Annotated in this window: 17 protein-coding genes; 10 read left to right on the top strand and 7 right to left on the bottom strand. The window is 63.8% G+C overall.

Annotated features, from left to right (window positions below; translation table 11 throughout):
• Position 1 precedes the first annotated feature (1 nt).
• From NKJ08_RS29380 to NKJ08_RS29370, 3 genes are read left to right on the top strand one after another with little or no spacing between them, the layout of a single operon-like run.
• A complete protein-coding gene (locus tag NKJ08_RS29380; RefSeq protein WP_352466938.1) occupies positions 2-538 on the top strand; it encodes an SspB family protein in 537 nt (178 codons plus the stop codon).
• 18 nt (positions 539-556) lie between these two features.
• On the top strand, positions 557-802 hold the full coding sequence (locus NKJ08_RS29375) for a DUF4169 family protein (protein WP_352524367.1): 246 nt from the start codon (positions 557-559) through the stop codon (positions 800-802).
• A gap of 17 nt (positions 803-819) precedes the next feature.
• A complete protein-coding gene (locus NKJ08_RS29370; RefSeq protein ID WP_352524365.1) occupies positions 820-1,050 on the top strand; it encodes a ribbon-helix-helix domain-containing protein in 231 nt (76 codons plus the stop codon).
• On the opposite strand, the gene NKJ08_RS29365 is transcribed toward NKJ08_RS29370, so the two are convergent.
• The 4 genes from NKJ08_RS29365 to NKJ08_RS29350 all read right to left on the bottom strand — a co-directional run bounded on the left by NKJ08_RS29365 (position 1,047) and on the right by NKJ08_RS29350 (position 7,750).
• Positions 1,047-5,024, bottom strand: a complete 3,978-nt coding sequence (locus NKJ08_RS29365) for an AsmA family protein (protein ID WP_352784659.1) — start codon at positions 5,022-5,024, stop codon at positions 1,047-1,049. The two genes, NKJ08_RS29370 and NKJ08_RS29365, sit on opposite strands and share 4 nt — an antisense overlap.
• 115 nt (positions 5,025-5,139) lie before the next feature.
• Positions 5,140-5,661, bottom strand: coding sequence for a hypothetical protein (locus NKJ08_RS29360; protein WP_352482975.1), 522 nt, complete (start codon positions 5,659-5,661; stop codon positions 5,140-5,142).
• A 107-nt stretch (positions 5,662-5,768) separates the two neighbouring features.
• A complete protein-coding gene (locus NKJ08_RS29355) occupies positions 5,769-6,326 on the bottom strand; it encodes a hypothetical protein (RefSeq protein ID WP_352784657.1) in 558 nt (185 codons plus the stop codon).
• A gap of 5 nt (positions 6,327-6,331) precedes the next feature.
• Positions 6,332-7,750, bottom strand: a complete 1,419-nt coding sequence (locus NKJ08_RS29350) for an FAD-binding oxidoreductase (protein WP_352784654.1) — start codon at positions 7,748-7,750, stop codon at positions 6,332-6,334.
• Positions 7,751-7,869: 119 nt separating this feature from the next.
• On the opposite strand from NKJ08_RS29350, the gene NKJ08_RS29345 reads away from it, so the two are divergent.
• Entirely contained in the window at positions 7,870-8,376 is a 507-nt protein-coding gene (locus NKJ08_RS29345) for a thioesterase family protein (protein WP_352524356.1), read from the top strand.
• 125 nt (positions 8,377-8,501) lie between these two features.
• On the top strand, positions 8,502-8,699 hold the full coding sequence (locus NKJ08_RS29340; protein ID WP_023676715.1) for a hypothetical protein: 198 nt from the start codon (positions 8,502-8,504) through the stop codon (positions 8,697-8,699).
• A 22-nt stretch (positions 8,700-8,721) separates the two neighbouring features.
• Here NKJ08_RS29340 and NKJ08_RS29335 read toward each other — a convergent pair whose 3' ends face one another.
• A complete protein-coding gene (locus NKJ08_RS29335) occupies positions 8,722-9,201 on the bottom strand; it encodes an Lrp/AsnC family transcriptional regulator (protein WP_352524479.1) in 480 nt (159 codons plus the stop codon).
• A gap of 90 nt (positions 9,202-9,291) precedes the next feature.
• Between NKJ08_RS29335 and NKJ08_RS29330 the strand changes: the two genes are divergently transcribed.
• Positions 9,292-10,200: an EamA family transporter gene (locus NKJ08_RS29330; protein ID WP_352784651.1), complete on the top strand. Its 909-nt coding sequence runs from the start codon at positions 9,292-9,294 to the stop codon at positions 10,198-10,200.
• On the opposite strand, the gene NKJ08_RS29325 is transcribed toward NKJ08_RS29330, so the two are convergent.
• Entirely contained in the window at positions 10,201-11,094 is an 894-nt protein-coding gene (locus tag NKJ08_RS29325; RefSeq protein ID WP_352524354.1) for a dienelactone hydrolase family protein, read from the bottom strand. It abuts the gene before it with no gap.
• 264 nt (positions 11,095-11,358) lie between these two features.
• Here NKJ08_RS29325 and NKJ08_RS29320 point away from each other — a divergent pair, with 264 nt between their 5' ends.
• Both NKJ08_RS29320 and NKJ08_RS29315 read left to right on the top strand, forming a co-directional pair.
• Complete coding sequence (locus NKJ08_RS29320) at positions 11,359-11,499, top strand: hypothetical protein (RefSeq protein WP_352784648.1); 141 nt, start codon at positions 11,359-11,361, stop codon at positions 11,497-11,499.
• 8 nt (positions 11,500-11,507) lie between these two features.
• Positions 11,508-11,939, top strand: a complete 432-nt coding sequence (locus NKJ08_RS29315; RefSeq protein WP_352524353.1) for a hypothetical protein — start codon at positions 11,508-11,510, stop codon at positions 11,937-11,939.
• Between the two features lie 8 nt (positions 11,940-11,947).
• On the opposite strand, the gene NKJ08_RS29310 is transcribed toward NKJ08_RS29315, so the two are convergent.
• A complete protein-coding gene (locus tag NKJ08_RS29310) occupies positions 11,948-14,260 on the bottom strand; it encodes a glucose/quinate/shikimate family membrane-bound PQQ-dependent dehydrogenase (RefSeq protein ID WP_352524351.1) in 2,313 nt (770 codons plus the stop codon).
• A gap of 265 nt (positions 14,261-14,525) precedes the next feature.
• On the opposite strand from NKJ08_RS29310, the gene NKJ08_RS29305 reads away from it, so the two are divergent.
• Together NKJ08_RS29305 and NKJ08_RS29300 are read left to right on the top strand one after the other, a co-directional pair.
• Positions 14,526-15,365: a DUF2059 domain-containing protein gene (locus tag NKJ08_RS29305; RefSeq protein ID WP_352784646.1), complete on the top strand. Its 840-nt coding sequence runs from the start codon at positions 14,526-14,528 to the stop codon at positions 15,363-15,365.
• Between the two features lie 92 nt (positions 15,366-15,457).
• Positions 15,458-16,414: ATP-dependent helicase (locus tag NKJ08_RS29300; protein WP_352784644.1), on the top strand; the 957-nt coding region annotated here is incomplete at its 3' end.

The following is a 16,414-nucleotide window of genomic DNA, read 5'->3' as shown; positions in this document are numbered from 1 at the left end:
CATGGCCGATGACCACATCCGCTACGACATTCTGGCCCAAGAGGCGTTGCGCGGCGTCATGCGCAAGGTCCTGGCCGAGGTCGCGCGCACCGGTCTCCCGGGCAATCACCACTTCTTCATCACCTTTCTCACCGGCGCGCCGGGCGTGCGCGTGTCTTCGCGGTTGCGCGAGCGCTATCCCGAACAGATGACCATCGTCATCCAGTTCCAGTATTGGGACCTGAAGGTGAGCGACACCGGCTTCGAGGTCGGGCTGTCGTTCTCCGACGTGCCGGAGAAACTGGAAATCCCGTTCTCGGCCGTGCGCGGCTTTTACGACCCGTCCGTCAACTTCGAGCTCGAATTCGACGTGAAGACGGATACCCCGGCGGAACAGGAGACAAAGGCCAAGCCCGCTCCCGAGCCGCTGGCCATCGTCGCCGAGAAAAAGCCCGAGACGAAGAAGAAAGCCGCTGAGGCGGAAAAGAAGCCCGCTGCGGCCGACGCCGGCGCCAAGGGGGCCGACGTGGTGTCGCTCGACGCCTTCCGCAAGAAGTGATCCGACAGGCGGCGTGACATGGCCGAGATCGTCAATCTCCGTCAGGCCCGCAAGCAGAAGGCGCGAACCGAGAAGGAACGCCTGGCCGAACAGAACCGGACGCTGCATGGCCGTTCCAAAATCAGCCGGGATCGCGACCGCCTGATCGCCGACAAGGCCGCCAAATTCGTCGCCGGCCATCGCCGCGAAAAATCGGGCGATTCGAACACCGAGAGCATCGGACCGAAAAGTGCATCGCGGTTTTCGGACGAATCCGATGCTTGAAGTATGAGTTGGGTCGCGTGAGCCCGGTCGAAAAGCGCTCGGTCACCATTCGCGGCCACCGCACCAGCTACTCGCTCGAAAAGCCTTTTTACGTCGACCTGGTCGCCATCGCGGCCGCGCGAAAATTGACGCTCGCCGCCCTTGTCGCCGAAATCGACGAGAGCCGCCCGCGCAATGCGAACCTCTCCTCGGCGCTCAGGCTCTATGTGCTGGACTGGGCCAAGCGCGGCATGAAGGGTTCGCTCTAACCTCCCCCCAGCGACTTCAGCAAATTATCGATCGATGAGGGATCGAGCTTGGGTGGCGCAGCTTCTGCTGGCGGCCGATTGTCATTGACCGGAGGCTGCGCCGGTTCCGCTTTCTGCGCTTGCTCCGCCGCGGCCTTGCGTTCGGCGTCGAGCTTTGCCTTTTCTTCCGAGGCGATGCGTAACGCCTCTTCCGCCCTCTGGCGTTGCTGTTCTTCGGCCTGCGCTGCCTCCTCAGCAGCCTGTTGCGCCGCATCCGCTTTGGCCTTTGCATCCGCCGCGGCTTTCGCCCCGGCCTCGGCTTCGGCCTTCGCCTCTGCATCCGCCTGTGCCTTGGCGTCCGCTTCAGCCTTCGCCTCGGCCTCAGCTTGCGCCCTCGCCTCCGCTTCGGCTTGGGCCTGCGCATCCGCTTCGGCCTTTGCCTTGGCGTCGGCCTCAGCCTTCAGCCGCGCCGCTTCCTCCTGCTTGCGCAGTTCCTCCGCGGCTCTTTCACGCTCGGTTTGCAAGGCAGCGTAGTAGCGCACCTCACGCCGCAGCCTTTGTTTTTCGAGCAGTGCGGCTTGCATGGCTTCGACCCGCTGCTGCTCCTTTTCCAGCGCACGCTGGGTCAGGAACTGCGCCAGCGGCTCGCTGTCGAACTGCCGTTTGGTGGCGCCGAACGGCCCGTCGACGCTGAAATTCAAAATCGGTTCGGAGCCGACCAGCGCCTCGTCGCCGGGTCTGTAGGCGATCTCGCCCTGGGCATCGACGGTGCCGGTGCTCAGATCGGCGGTGATGTCGGCGGACAGCGTCGCGCCCGGGCTTTCGAATTTGACCGGCGGCGCCCTCAGCGTGCCGCCGGCGATCGTGAAGGCAATACCGGTGTCCTGCGCCGGAAAACTGCCCGCCGCGGCGATCTGCGGCACAAAGCCGGCAGTCTTTGACACGTCGATGTCGCGCCCTATCGCGTCGGCCTTGGCGATGAAGGCGGCAAAGGCATCGGGATTGATGCCGGCAATGGTCATGCCCTTCAGCGTCGCCGTGCCGGAACCGGACAGCGCCGCGACCATCGCGTCGACCGATTTGCCGCTGGTCGAAAGCGCCGTCGAGAAATCGCCGCTTCCGCTGATGCCAGCTCCCGGCAGCACGGCTGCCAGATCGGCGCCGGCGAGTTTCATCTGGCCGGAGAAAAGCCCGGTGCCGTCATTGTTCTTAAGCTCGAACAGGCCGCTCAGCGCGCCGCCGAGGAACTTTGCCTTGAGGTCGGAAACGCGGATGCCTTCCTGGTCGAGCTGCAGCGACAGCGCTGCGTCATAGGCGGTGGCAAGCGGGCCGGCGGCAAGCGACGCCGCCGCCAGATCGAGATCGGCGGTAAATGGCAGGCTGGACTTCTGGCTGAACGGTGCCGTCGGCCAGGCCCCGTCATTTGCAAGGAAGGCCTGGTCACCGAACAGCATCACCGCCATCGGATCGAGGTCCAGTTCGTCCAGCGACAGCGCGCCGGCAAGATGCGGCAGCCCCTCTTTGACGTCGATGTTGACGTCACCGGAAACCGCCGCCTCGTTGACGGCGCCGCTGAGGCCGCTCAGCACCAGCAGGCCATTGCCGTAGTCGGCATCGGCCGCAAGTGACGTCGACATGCCGGTCCCCATGCCTGGCAGCCCGACGCCGGTCGTCATCAGCCATGGTTCGATATCGGCCGCTTCAACGCTGACTTTGCCCTTGGCGGCCGCGCCCTGAGGCGTCTCGGCAATTGTCCCGTCGAAACCAGCCTTGAAGTCGTTGCCGGCGAGGCTGAAGCGTGTCGCCAGGCCGCCGCCAAGCGTGCCTTTGGCCGAGACCTCGGTGGTCGCCTCTCCGAGCATGCCGAGTGGCAACGCCGGCAACCCGTAAAGCGCCAGAAGCGCGGTGGCGTCGGCGTTCCGGGCGTTGAAGGTCAGCGTCACCGGCGCTTCGAGAGGCCGGTCGAGCGCACCTTTGCCGGATAGCGACGCCGAAAAGGCCGAACCACCGGCCTTGCCCTGTGCGCTCATTGCCAGTCCCGTCGTACCGTCGCCATTGTCTGCCGCACTCGTGACCGCGTCGATACGCGCATCCTGGAACAGCTCGGGATAGGCAGCAGCACGCTCCGCAAGCCACTTCAGCACTGCATTATCCGGATAATGCTGGGCGGCGACGTCGATCAGCGGCTTGAGGTCGACGGCGACCACCGAGGCGTCGAGCTTGCCGGTCGGGCTCGCCGGGAAATCCTTGATCCGTCCGGTGGCGCTGATCGAGGCGCCGGCAAGCCCGCCGACCGATAGCCGGTCGATCTCAAGCAGTCCGTCGCGCAACCTCAGCGCGGTGTCGACGCTATCGGCGGTCAGCCCGCCGGCGCTGACCGGCCCGGCCTTGATCTGGAAATCGAGGTCGCGGTCGGAAAAGCGGTTGGCGCCCTTGTCGCTGACGAAGATCGAGGCGAAGGCGGCGAGCCCATCAACGTCGAGTTCGCCACCTTCCAGTTGCATCAGCACCGATGGCCTTGTGTCGTCGGGCTGGCTGGAATCGATGCGGCCGGAGAACTTCGCCTTGCCGAGGATGAGTTCGAGATCGCTGAAGGCCTGGTGTTTTTCACTCAAGTCGACCTTGGCCTTGAAGCCGGCGGCTGGCAAACGGCGGATCGCCTCGTCGACGTCCTTCGACAGCCATGCGGCAAAGCCGGAGGGCTGCGCCACCGCCAGAAGCAGCGATCCGGTGAAACCAAAATGGTCCTCGACGCTGACCATGCCATTGGCTTCCAGCTTGGCGCGACCGGGCAGCGTGGCGGCCAGCGATTTCACCGCCCAGCCGCCCTCGGCCGGTTCGGCGGACAGATGCACGTCGCGAACCGTCGTGTCGCCTGCCACCACCGCCGGCAGTTTCACCTCGACCGTGCCCGGTATGGTCGGTTTCGGCAGATCGAGCAGCGCCTCCTCCAGCGCCGCCACCCGCTCGGACAGCGTCAGTCCGGCACCGGCCGCCGCCCCCACGGCCTCGTCGAACTGCACCTGCGCGCCATTGGCCTCGATCGCAAAGCGCGGTTTCAGCCCAAGGTCGACCGCAGCCTTGCCGTCGGCGGTATAGGGATTGTCGAGCGGTCCGGTCTCGAAGCGGAATTCGTCGACGCCGAGCTTCTGGTGGTCGAGCGAAAACTTGCCGTTCAGCCTGAAGCCTGGGTCCGGTTTGCCGGCGCTGACTTTCAGCGCCTCGCCGTCGGTGCCGCGCGACTGCGCCGCAGCCCGGTCTGCACCCGATATCTTGAACTGACCCGAATAGACGGCGGCGCCCTCGACGAGGCCCACATTTCCGTCGGTCTCGATGACCAGCGGATAGGCATCCGGATCGGCTTTGAGCCTGAGCCGCATTTGCCCGTCCGGTTCAGCCTTGCCGGTGGAAGCGGCGATCGTGGTCCGCAACCCGTCCAGCAACAGCGAGCCGTCCAGCCGCCAGGGGCCGGCCAGCGACTTGGCCGAGATCGTCGAGTTGATCTCGGAAATAAGATGGCTGCGCCCGCCTGCGGCGTGGCTGAGCGCGATCTGTCCTTCCGTCACCGTCAGCTTCTCGATGGAGATCTGGCCGGGATCGAAGGGCGAGGACGGCCGCATCGTCCAATCGACGGTGCCGTCGGCGGCGATGTCGATCGTCGCCTTCGGCCGCACCAGCCGCATGTCGAAGATCAGCACCTCGCCGCGCAGGAATGGCGCCAGTTCGGCATCCATCGAAAAGGTTTCGACGGTCATCGCCGGCTGGCCGTTGGGGCCACCGGCAACGGCGACGTTCGAGAACGTCAGCGAGGGAAACGGCAACAGCCTCGCCGTTGCATCGCCTTGCACGGTCACCTTGCGGCCCAGGACCGCACTCGCCTCGCGCTCGAAATCGGCGCGGCAACCCGTCCAGTCGACAAAGTACGGCACCACCAGCGCCGCACACAGCACCAGCACGAGAAGCCCACCGAAGATCACGAACAGGCGTGCGAGCATGAACTCCGAAGCGGTTGATTGAAAGTCAGCCGCACTCTATCCGCATCAGCGTGTCGATAAAGAGGCAATTCCCGCCAGACGGGCTTCCAGAGCAAAAGAAGACAGCCAAGAAAACTCAGCGCGCGTCGCGCTTTGCTTGCGCCACCTTTGCCGCCTGCCGCTGCCGGCCGAGTTCCATCGGCCGGATCAGATTCTCAGGCCGCCGGCTCACGATCGCGCGCATGCCTTTGTGCGCGGTGCGCGTGTTGAACTCGGGACCGTCCGCCGCAGCGCCTTGCTTCATGGACAGCGCCTTGCGTGCATTCTCGACCAGCGAAACACGCGCCGCCAACTGGCGGCGGCGTTCAGCCTCGCCATTGAGCCGCCGCATGGTCATCGCCAGAACCGCCAGCTTCAACTGCGAACCTTCATCGGCCTTCGAGGCGCCGGCGCCCTTTGGCGCACCTTTGCCGCGCATTTCGCGGCGGCGGCGATGCGCCTCGGTCTGGGCCTTGTCGCGCCGCTCCCTTAGGAGCTTGACCAAGCTGGCGAGTTCGGCGTCGGCAAGATGCTGTACCGCTGGATGGTGCGACTTCTCGACGAGAGCATGTTCGTCGGCGCTCAGCGCCCGAGCCTCTTCCTTGCGTGAAATCGCCATGTTGCTCGCTCCTCCGTTTACCACGTCTGCCCGGTTTCAGGCCCTGGCGACGTCCGGAGTCTCCGACCAAATGGCTAGTGCGGTCAAGGCTGACCCGGGCCAGCGGATCAGCCGCGTCGCCAAAGCCTGTCGAGAAGCCATCTTCGTTTGCCTTGCGGCGCCGAGGCGCGAGGACTGACGGCCTCCATCAACGAGGTCAGAACCGATCCGTCGCGACGGCTCATCGAAAAGCTCTCCGCGACAAATTCAAGCGTCGAGTCGTGGAAGGTGAAGATGAAGTGCCGATAGCCAGAAAACAGCTCTGGCTGATGAGAACTGTGAACTCGATTTGCCCGTTCAAGCGAACCGATCCATGACGAGTTGAGTACCTCGAATGCAGCATAGGGTTGCAGGCCCAGTTGGTAGAGCCGATGGCCGCTCAAGGCCTCATCGTTCGGCAGGCCGAATTGAAGTGCCAGACAAGGCTTTGCCGTCAGGATCGCAACCGATTGGCCGTTGGTTACAGGCGAAACTGAGCGCGGATTCGTCCCATCGAATGACGGGTCTCTCATGTTGACGATATAGGCGACCAGCAACTTGTCTTCGTCGGCGAAGACGTGAGGTAGTGGTGCACCGGCAGAAAGAGGCGGTGCTTCGATGGGCAGAAGTGCCTCGGCTGCGGCCATCGCCGCTATTGCCCAACTGCCGGCAATATCTTGCCTGGGTTCATGATGTTCAGCGGGTCGAGCGCCTGCTTGATCGTGCGCATGATGTCGACGCCATGGCCGAGTTCATGCCGCAGGAAGCCGATCTTGCCTTGCCCTATGCCATGCTCGCCGGTGCAGGTGCCGTCCATGGCGATGGCCCTCATATTGAGCCGCGCGACGAATTTTTCCGCCAGCGCGATCTCCTTCGGATCGTCCACGTCCATCAGCACCAGCACATGGAAATTGCCGTCGCCGGCATGGCCGACGATCGGCGCGATCAGGCCCATCTCGGCGATGTCCGCCTCGGTCTCGGTGACACATTCGGCAAAGCGCGAGATCGGCACGCAGACATCGGTCGACAATCCCTTGGCGCCCGGCCGCAGCGTCAGCGACGACCAGTAGGCATCGTGCCTGGCCTTCCACAATTTCGTCCGCTCTTCGGCGACGCTGGTCCACAGGAACGGACCGCCGCCATTTTCCTCGGCGATCATGCCGAAGGTTTCGGCCTGCTCGGCGACGCCGGCATCGCTGCCGTGGAACTCGACGAACAGGCACGGGCTCTCCGGATAATCGAGCTTGGAATAGGTCTTCATCGCCCGCATCTGCAGCGCGTTGACCAATTCGATGCGTGCCACCGGAATGCCCATCTGGATGGTCGCGATCACCGCATTGCAGGCCGCCTCGACACTGGGAAATGGGCAGACGCCGCCCGAAATCGCCTGCGGAATGCCCTGCAGCTTCAAGGTCAGCTGGGTAATGATGCCGAGCGTGCCTTCCGAGCCGATCAGCAGCCGTGTCAGATCGTAGCCGGCCGAGCTCTTTTTCGCGCGATTGCCGGTGGTTACCGCCTCGCCGTCGGCCATCACTGCGGTCAGCGACAGGACGTTTTCGCGCATCGTGCCGTAGCGCACGGCGTTGGTGCCCGACGCCCGCGTCGCCGCCATGCCGCCGAGCGAAGCGTTGGCGCCCGGGTCGATTGGAAAGAAGAGGCCGGTGTCGCGCAGATACCGGTTGAGGTCCTCACGCGTCACGCCGGGCTCGACGGTGCAATCGAGGTCCTGCGGATTGACCGCGATGATGCGGTTCATCCGTGAGGTATCGAGCGAGATGCCGCCGCCCGGCGCATTGGTGTGGCCTTCCAGCGAGGAACCGACGCCAAAGGCGATCACCGGCACACGATGTGCCGCGCACGCGCGCACGATTTCCTGCACCTCCGCCGTCGTCTCGGCAAAGGCGACGCCGTCCGGCGCCTGGGTCGGAATGTAGGTGGTGGTATGCGCGTGCTGGGCGCGGATCGCCTGGCCGGTCTGGAATCGCTCGCCGAGCCGCTGCTTGAGGATGCCGAGCACGGCGGCGATGCCTTCTTCGTTGCGCTCGACCGGGTTGAGGTCGCTTAGAGCCATCGATTCCTCCGCGAATGGACCAGCGTCCACCCTTGTTATGCATCTAGGGATGCGTAGTCTCACCAACCACGCTCTGTCCAGTCCACGCTCGTTTCAGCATGACGATGAGGAAGTTTCCGATGCCCATCCCAGCCCCTTTCGTCTCTCACGCCATGGACATCGAGGAGGCCTGGATCGACTACAACGGCCATCTCAACATGGCGTACTACAACGTGCTGTTCGACCGCTGCTCCGACGAAGCCTTCGAGATGATGGGGATGGGGCCGGATTATGTGAAAGAACGGCGGCTCACCATCTACACGGCGGAAGTCCATGTCTGCTACGTCCAGGAGCTGCATCTCGATCACAAGGTCACGGTCTCCTTCCAGCTGCTGGACCATGACGAGAAGCGGCTGAGGGCCTATCAGGAAATCCGCCATCTCGACGGCTGGCTCGCCGCCACGTCCGAAACGCTGTCGCTGCATGTCGACATGTCAGGCCCGAAGGTGGCGCCCTTCCCCGCCGACGTTCTGGCCAAGGTTGAAGCGATGCGCGCCGCCCATGCGGCGCTGCCGATGCCGGAGCGCGCCGGCCGTTCGATCGGCATTCGTCGCAAGACGCTTGAACCGCCGTCAGACCGCCGTTAACCTTACCAAGGTTTTAACGTGAACAAGCCGAATTGAGGCGTTGAACGACTCAGCGCGGCGTTGGAAAACCATCCGCATCGAATTGCGATACGGGCGGCGGGGCGAAAGCGGTTCGGGGAACGTGCATGAAAACCGACATCAAGGTCGAGGCGGACAGGCTGGCGGCTGACCCACGCATTACCGATTATGATTTCTGGCGCTCGCTGAAGAACCTCAACAACGAGATCTTCCACATCGCCAACAACAACGAGCCGATCCCTTTTGCCATGATCCGCTGGCGCGCCATCCTGAAGCAAGCGCGGATGAAGCGCGGCCACGCCTGACGGGACCTTCATTCCCTCCACATCAAGGCAGCCGTTTCACCGCCCCAAGCGGCGAGCGCGCCACGACAGGCGACGACTGGATGATCGCCGTGTTGGTCATCGCATAGGGAATGATCCGGTCGATCACCCGTTCGAGTTCGGCCACCGAGCCGACATGCGCCAGCGCGATGAAACAGTCCTCGCCGGTCACCCGGTCGCATTGGGCGATTTCCGGCAGCTCACGGATGATCTCGGCCACGACAGCCAATTGCCCCGGCACCGGCCTGATCCGCAGCCATGCCGACAATTTCATGCCGAGCGCGGCCGGATTGATGCGCACCGTATAGGCCTCGATCACGCCGCTTTCCTGCAGCCGCTTGATGCGCTCGGCGACGCTCGGCGCCGACAGGCCGACCGATCGCGCCAGTTCGGCAATGCTGGTGCGCGCGTCCTTTTCCAGCACGCGCAGGATTTTCAGGTCCGCCGCATCCAGATCGGGATTTTCATTTCGAAGGCGTTTCAGCGGACAGCTCCTTGCTTTCGGAAAGGAAATAGCCACAGCGCCCGGCCATCATCCATGTAAATCGAAAAAGTTGCCTGCGATACTGATCCCATGGAAGATCGGACGCAAGCCCCCGCGGCAAGTCCGGCACTCGCCGGCCCCGCCTTTACCTTGGCAAACTCGGTGCCGCCGCATCTCTGGTTCGGCGTCAGCGCCGTGTTCCACTATCTCGGACCGGCCTTCGCGGTGCTGCTTTTCCCGCATGTCCGCGTGCTCGGCATGGCGTGGCTGCGCATCGCCACCGCTGCGCTTGTCTTTGCCCCGCTGACCCGGCCATGGGCGGTCTTCACCCGCGCTGATCGCTCGACGCGGTTGTTGCTTCTGGCCTTCGGCGTCTGCCTTGGCGTGATGAATTGCTCGTTCTACCTAGCGCTTGACCGCTTGCCGATCTCGCTGGTGGCGGCTATCGAATTCGTCGGCACCATCGGCGTCGCGCTTGTCGGCCTCAGAAGCCCGCGCAATCTCGCCGCCCTTGCCGTCGCGCTCGCCGGAACCTTGCTGCTGATAGACGTCAAATGGTCGAGCGATCCTGTCGGCCTGTTCTGGGCCTTCCTCAACGGGGCGCTGTTCGTCTTCTATATCGTGCTCGGCCACCGCGTCGCGCGCGCCGGCGCCGGCAATGGCATCGCGGGACTGGGTGCCGCCATGGCGGTCGCCCTTTTCATCGTTCTGCCGATCGGGTTTAGCGATGCACTGCCGGCGTTCTCGGCGCCGCCGCTGCTGCTTGCGGCGGTCGGCGTCGGCATCTGCTCGTCCGTCATTCCCTACATTTGCGACCAGCTTGCCATGTCGCGGCTGCCGCGCTCCAGCTTCGCGCTGATGCTGTCATTACTGCCGGTCACCGCAACGTTGATCGGCGTCATTGTGCTGCGGCAGGTGCCGAGCCTCACCGACTGTCTCGGCATCGCCTTGGTGGTGGCCGGCGTCGCCTTTCACAAACCGGCGCCGGCGCCCGCCTGATCAGGCCAGCTTCTCCTTGAGGAAGGCGATCGTCCGCCCCCAGGCGAGGTCAGCCGCCTTCTTGTCATAGCGGGCCGCCGATGTGTCATTGTTGAAGGCATGGTTGGCGCCTTCATAGACATAGACTGAATATTCGACATGAGCCGCGTCGAGTTCCTTCTTGAAGGCGTCGATGCCCGCATTGGTGCGGGTGTCGAGCCCGGCATAGTGCAGCATAAGCGGCGCCTTGATCTTCGGCACGTCCTCGGCCTTCGGCTGCATGCCGTAATAGGCGACGGCGGCGGCAAGATCCGGTGCGTTGACGGCCAGCATGTTTACCGTGCCGCCGCCCCAGCAGAAGCCGACGGCGCCGACCTTGCCGTTGCCGTCCTTGTCTCGCTTGAGGTAGGCGATCGTTGCGACTGCATTGGCGGAGACCTGTGCTGGATCGAGCTGCGAAAACAGGTCACGCGCCCTGTTTTCATCGTCCGGCGTGCCGCCGAGCGGCGTCATGAAGTCCGGCGCAAGCGCCACGAAGCCTTCCAGCGCAACGCGCCGCGCCACATCGCGGATATGCGGGTTGAGCCCCCGGTTTTCATGCACGACGATGACCGTGCCGAGCTTACCGGTCTGATCCGCCGGCTTGACCAGATAGCCCTTCATCTCGCCGCCGCTGCCCGGATAGCTGATGTCCTCGCCTTTCACGCGCGGATCGTCTTCCGCGACGATTGCCGCCTGGGCCGAATTCGCCGTCAGCAGCGGCGCGATCGCGGCCGCTGCCGCACCCGATCCGGCAAGCCTGGTCAACTGCTCCATGAAGCGCCGCCGGTCGAGCGTCAGATGCGTGTATTCGTCATAGGCATCGATCATCGCCTGGGTGATGGCAGGCTTGGCGGGGCCGGCAGGTGTTGTCATGGCGCGCGCTCCTCGGGCATCGGGCATCGCCCCCCGCGGCAACATAGTGCCGAAGCTTGCCCGGTCCAGTCACGGCTGAGTGAGGGCTGCCATAAGTCCCTGCACGATGGCCGTGATGCCCCGCGCGGCGCTGTCATTAAATTTCGGTCATTTGTGGCAATTCTAAATGCACGCACCACCATATAAAACAAACTTACCAGGGAGGCCTCGCTCGCGCCATTTGGCGAGGAAAGAATGCCTGATTGACGACGAGGAATTACGCCCATGACCTTTCCCTCCCCGCTTCTGGCAAGTGGGTTCGCACTCGCCGCTATGGCTTTGCTGGCGCTGCGGATCACCGCCGCTAGACGATCGATGGTCAAGGCCCGCGGCAACCGGCACCGCCCCACAATCAGCAAAGGCTGAGGAATATCATGGACGTTCAGGACATCATCAACACCGTCTCCCAGAAGGCCGGTCTCAACCAGGCCTTGACCGAAAAAATCGCCGGCACGATTTTCTCGGTGCTCGAACACGAGGCGGAAGGCACGACCCTGTCCAGCTTCTTCGCCAAGATTCCGGGCGCCGAGGCCCTGGCCAAGCAATATGATGTCATGGCTCCCGGCGCGGCTTCCGGCGGTGGCCTCCTGTCGTCGCTGGAGGGCGCGCTCGGCGGCGCTCTCGGCGAAAAGACCGGCGCGCTGATCAACGGCGTCGCCATACTCAAGGCGTCAGGCCTTACTCTCGCACAGATCAGCCAGGCCGGCACGATGCTGGTCCAGCAGGCCGAGACAGCCGCCGGCCCGCAGCTGACCAATGAGGTACTTGCATCGGTACCCGACCTGAAAGGGCATCTCGGGCTCTGAAGGACCTTCTACTTCGGCAGCGTATAAGCCATCACATAATCACCCGGCTTGGTGCCGACCGAGCCGTGGCCGCCGGCAACGATGACGACGAACTGGCGTCCGTCGGCTACCGTGTAGGTCATCGGCGTCGACTGCCCGCCCGCCGGCAGCCGCGCCTGCCAGAGCTGCTTGCCGGTCGTCAGGTCGTAAGCGCGCACATAGTCGTCGACCGCCGCACCGAGGAAGGCGACGCCGCCGGCGGTGATCATCGGCCCGCCAATGCCGGGCACGCCGACCTTGAATGGCAGCGGCAGCGGCGTCATGTCGTAGACGGTGCCGTTGCGGTGCTTGTAGACGATCTTGCCGGTCCGGAGATCGGCACCCGCCACATAGCCCCAGGGCGGCGCCTGGCAGGGAATGCCGAGCGGCGACAGAAACGGCTTCAATATCACTGCGTAAGGCGCACCGTCATTGCGGTTGAGGCCCTGTTCGCTGCCTTTGGTATCGCCCGGCGGCGGCACGTCGGCGCGCGGCACCAGTTTGGAGATGAACGCCAGGTATGTCGGCATGCCGAACATTACCTGCCGGACCGGATCGACTGCCGCGCCGCCCCAGTTGAAGGTGCCGAAATTGCCGGGATAGATCAGTGAGCCTTGCAGCGACGGGGGCGTATAGCGGCCCTCATAGCGCAGCTTCCGGAGCTCGATCCGGCAGGCCAGCTGGTCGAACATGGTGATGCCCCACATGTCGGCGCCGGTCAGCGGCTTCGGATTGAAGCTCAGGTCCGAGACCGGCTGCGTTGGCGAGGTATGGTCGCCCTCGATCGCGCCGCCCGGTGCCGGCACTTCCTTGACCGGAACGATCGGCTCGCCGCTGCGCCGGTCGAGCACGTAGAGGTCGCCCTGCTTGGTCGGCCCGACCAGCGCCGGCACCACGCCGCCAGCCGTTGTGATGTCGACCAGCGTCGGCTGCGCCGGCACGTCCATGTCCCAGAGATCGTGATGCACGGTCTGCCGCACCCAGCGCAATTGACCACTGTTGAGGTCGAGCGCGGTGATCGAGGAGGAGAATTTCTCGTCATTGGCGCTGCGCCCGGCGCCGAGCTGGTCCGGCGTCTTGTTGCCGAGCGGCACATAGAGCAGACCGAGCTTCTCGTCGGCGCTCGCCGTCGACCACATGTTGGGCGAGTTGTGGGTATAGGTCTGGCCGGGCGGCAGCGGCGTCGTCTGGTCCGGATTGCCGGAATCCCAGTTCCAAATCAAGGCGCCTGTGTCGACGTCAAAGGCACGAATGACACCGGACGGCTCCTCGGTCGAATAATTGTCGTTGACCGCGCCGCCGACGATGATCTTGTTGGCGACGATCAGCGGCGCCGACGTCGAATAATAATAGCCCGGCTTCGGATATGGCATGTTGGCGAGCAGGTTCAGCGTGCCGGTTTCGGCAAATGTCGGACAGACCTGGCCATTCGCGGCGTCGAGCGCGATCAGTCGGGCGTCGGATGTCGGCAGATAGATGCGTGTGGCGCAGGGCTGGCCAGCGGCGGTCTTGGCGTCGGCATAATAGGACACGCCGCGGCAGGTCTGGTGCTGGCGGTCCTTGTTGAGCTTGACCTGTGGATCGAAGCGCCATTTCTCCTTGCCGCTCGCGGCATCGATGGCGATCGCGAAATTATGCGGCGTGCAGATGTAGAGCGTGTCGGCAATCTTCAGCGGCGTCACCTGATAGGTCGTCTCGCCGATGTCGTCGGGCCCTTTCACGTCGCCGGTCTGATAGGTCCAGGCCGGCTGCAGATTGGCGACGTTTTCCGGGGTGATCTGGTCGAGCGGCGAATAGCGCTGGCCATATTGCGTGCGACCGTAATAGTGCCATTCGCCGGCCGGCACGTTGCCGCCGAGATCGGCCGTCGGCGTCACCTTGTCGGTGTTGAGTTGGCCGGCAATATCCTTCGGATCGGTCGTCATCGAATAACCGGCGACGCCGAGCGATGCCAGCACCGCGAGGATCAGCGGCGCGCGTCCGTCGGGACCGGTAAGCCCGCGCCGCGCCCATGGCGTCAACAGCCACAGCGCGACAAGCACGATAATGCCGCCGCGCGGGCCTAGCTCCCACCAGTCGAAGCCGGTTTCCCAGACAGCCCAGGCGAGCGTGCCGAGCACGATCGCCGCGTAGAGCCACAGCGCCGTGGATCTGCGCCTGTAGAGCAGCCAGGCGGCGACAAGGAAAGCCATACCGGCGATGACGTAATACCAGCTGCCGCCCAGCGTCACGAGCCAGATGCCGCCGCCGCCAAGCGCCAGGCCGATGAGGAAAAGGATCAGGGAGGTGATAACGACAGCCAAGACGGTGCTCCTTCGACTGGTGTGCTCCGCGACGCGTCCATGGGCAACCCGGCATTGCGCTCCTGCCCCGAGCACAACTTTCTCCGGCCCGCCTTGCGTGTCAAGCGAGCTCGAAGCAATCCATGATCGGACCAACGAGGACGCTGCTGATTTTCACGCTTAATGGCAAATTCGAGGCCACACGCTAAAGTAGCGATCTCACCTTGCCGGTATCCAGATTTTCCAGCAATCTGCCTTGAGCCACCGAAACCTTGGAGCAACCAGAGTGACGTCATTCCTTGTGCCTACGACGCGAGCAGTGCTTGTCGTGTGTGCTCTCCTCCTCGGCCTGGTCGCCGCGACAGTGGCCGCGCCGGCACAGACGATCGGCGAGATCAACAGGGCAAACGGTTTTCATGAGATGCTGATGGGCATTGGTCCCAATATCGCCAATGGCATAAAGTCCATACCGGAACCCCTGTCGAAAAATTTCCATGAAGCCTGGTCGGCTGCGATGGAAGGCTCCTTTGACGGCGCCAGAATGGAGACGGCCGTCGAATCGCAGATGGCGGACAAGCTGGCCGCTGCCGATCTGTCCGATCTTGCCACGTTCTACGCTTCGGCTTTGGGCAAACGCGTGACCGCTCTGGAAATTCAATCGTCTGGTTCTGAAGGTAAGGAAAGCAAGAGGACAGACGGCAAACGCATCCTCGCCGAGCTTCCATCCAAGGATCCGGTCCGTCTCGAATTGTACAGGAAGATCATGGATGACATCAGCGCCGTCGACACGGGAGAAGCAATGGCGCTGAATATAGGCTACGCGATGTTTTCTGGCGTACTGGGAGCGGCAGGAAAACCCCTCCCGGATGACCAGATCATGGCTCTGGTGCATCGGCAATACGCAAAAGTTCGTCAGACAATCGAAAAAAACGTCATGGAAAGTGCTGCCTACACATACAGGGATCTGCCGCTTGAAGAGCTCAAACTTTATTCGACATTCCTGGCGTCGTCCGCCGGACACCACTACTACGATCAGATGCTGACTGCTCTGAGCGCGGTGATGGCAGTGGAAGCGCGCTCGTTCGGACACCGATTGTTCGTCGCGCTTGGTTACCGCAAGGCCTGAGCAGGCGGGTATCACACCGTTCAGGTGCTTTGCCGGAACAAAACGGAGACACTTCTGGCCTTTCCCTGCCGAATCACTACATTCGGGGGGAGATGTCCGGCTTTTCGGAAGACATGCCCTTTTTTGACGAACCGAACGCGCGGCCCGTGGCCCCGTCGGGCATTGCCGCGCGCGCCATGGCTGCCCGCAGCAATCAAAACAACGCGCCCGATTATCTCAACGGCCTCAACCCCGAGCAGCGGCTGGCGGTGGAAACCACCGAAGGCCCGGTCCTTGTGCTGGCCGGCGCCGGCACCGGCAAGACGCGTGTCTTGACCACCCGCATCGCCCACATCCTTGCCACCGGCAAAGCCTTCCCCTCGCAGATCCTCGCCGTCACCTTCACCAACAAGGCGGCGCGCGAGATGAAGCAGCGCATCGGCCTGTTGATCGGCGAAGGCAATGTCGAGGGCATGCCGTGGCTCGGCACCTTCCACTCGATCGGCGTCAAGCTGCTCCGCCGACATGCCGAGCTGGCCGGGCTCAAATCCGACTTCACCATTCTCGACACTGACGACGTCGTGCGCCTGATCAAGCAGCTCATCCAGGCCGAAGGGCTGGACGACAAGCGCTGGCCGGCCAAGCAGTTCGCCCAGATGATCGACGGCTGGAAGAACAAGGGCCTTGGCCCCGCCGACATCCCCGAGGGCGACGCCCGTGCATTCGCCAACGGCAAGGGCCGCGAGCTCTACAAGGCCTATCAGGAGCGGCTGCAGACGCTGAACGCCTGCGACTTCGGCGACCTGCTCTGCCACCCGATCCGCATCTTCCGCGCCAATCCGGATGTGCTGAAGGAATACCACAAGCGCTTCAAATACATCCTCGTCGACGAATACCAGGACACCAACACCGCCCAATACATGTGGCTGCGCCTGCTGGCGCAGCGGCCGCAATCCTCCCCCCTTGAGGGGGAGGTGCCCGCGAAGCGGGCGGCGGGGGTTGGCGCAGCAGGCCCCCCCCCTGCGTCGAGCACAGCCGCCCGTAAGTCGAGCACAGCCGCCCGTAGGTGG

The sequence above is a fragment of the Mesorhizobium sp. M0244 genome (assembly GCF_040321795.1).
Taxonomy (GTDB): domain Bacteria; phylum Pseudomonadota; class Alphaproteobacteria; order Rhizobiales; family Rhizobiaceae; genus Mesorhizobium.
This window is presented reverse-complemented; position numbering and strand designations above follow the sequence as displayed.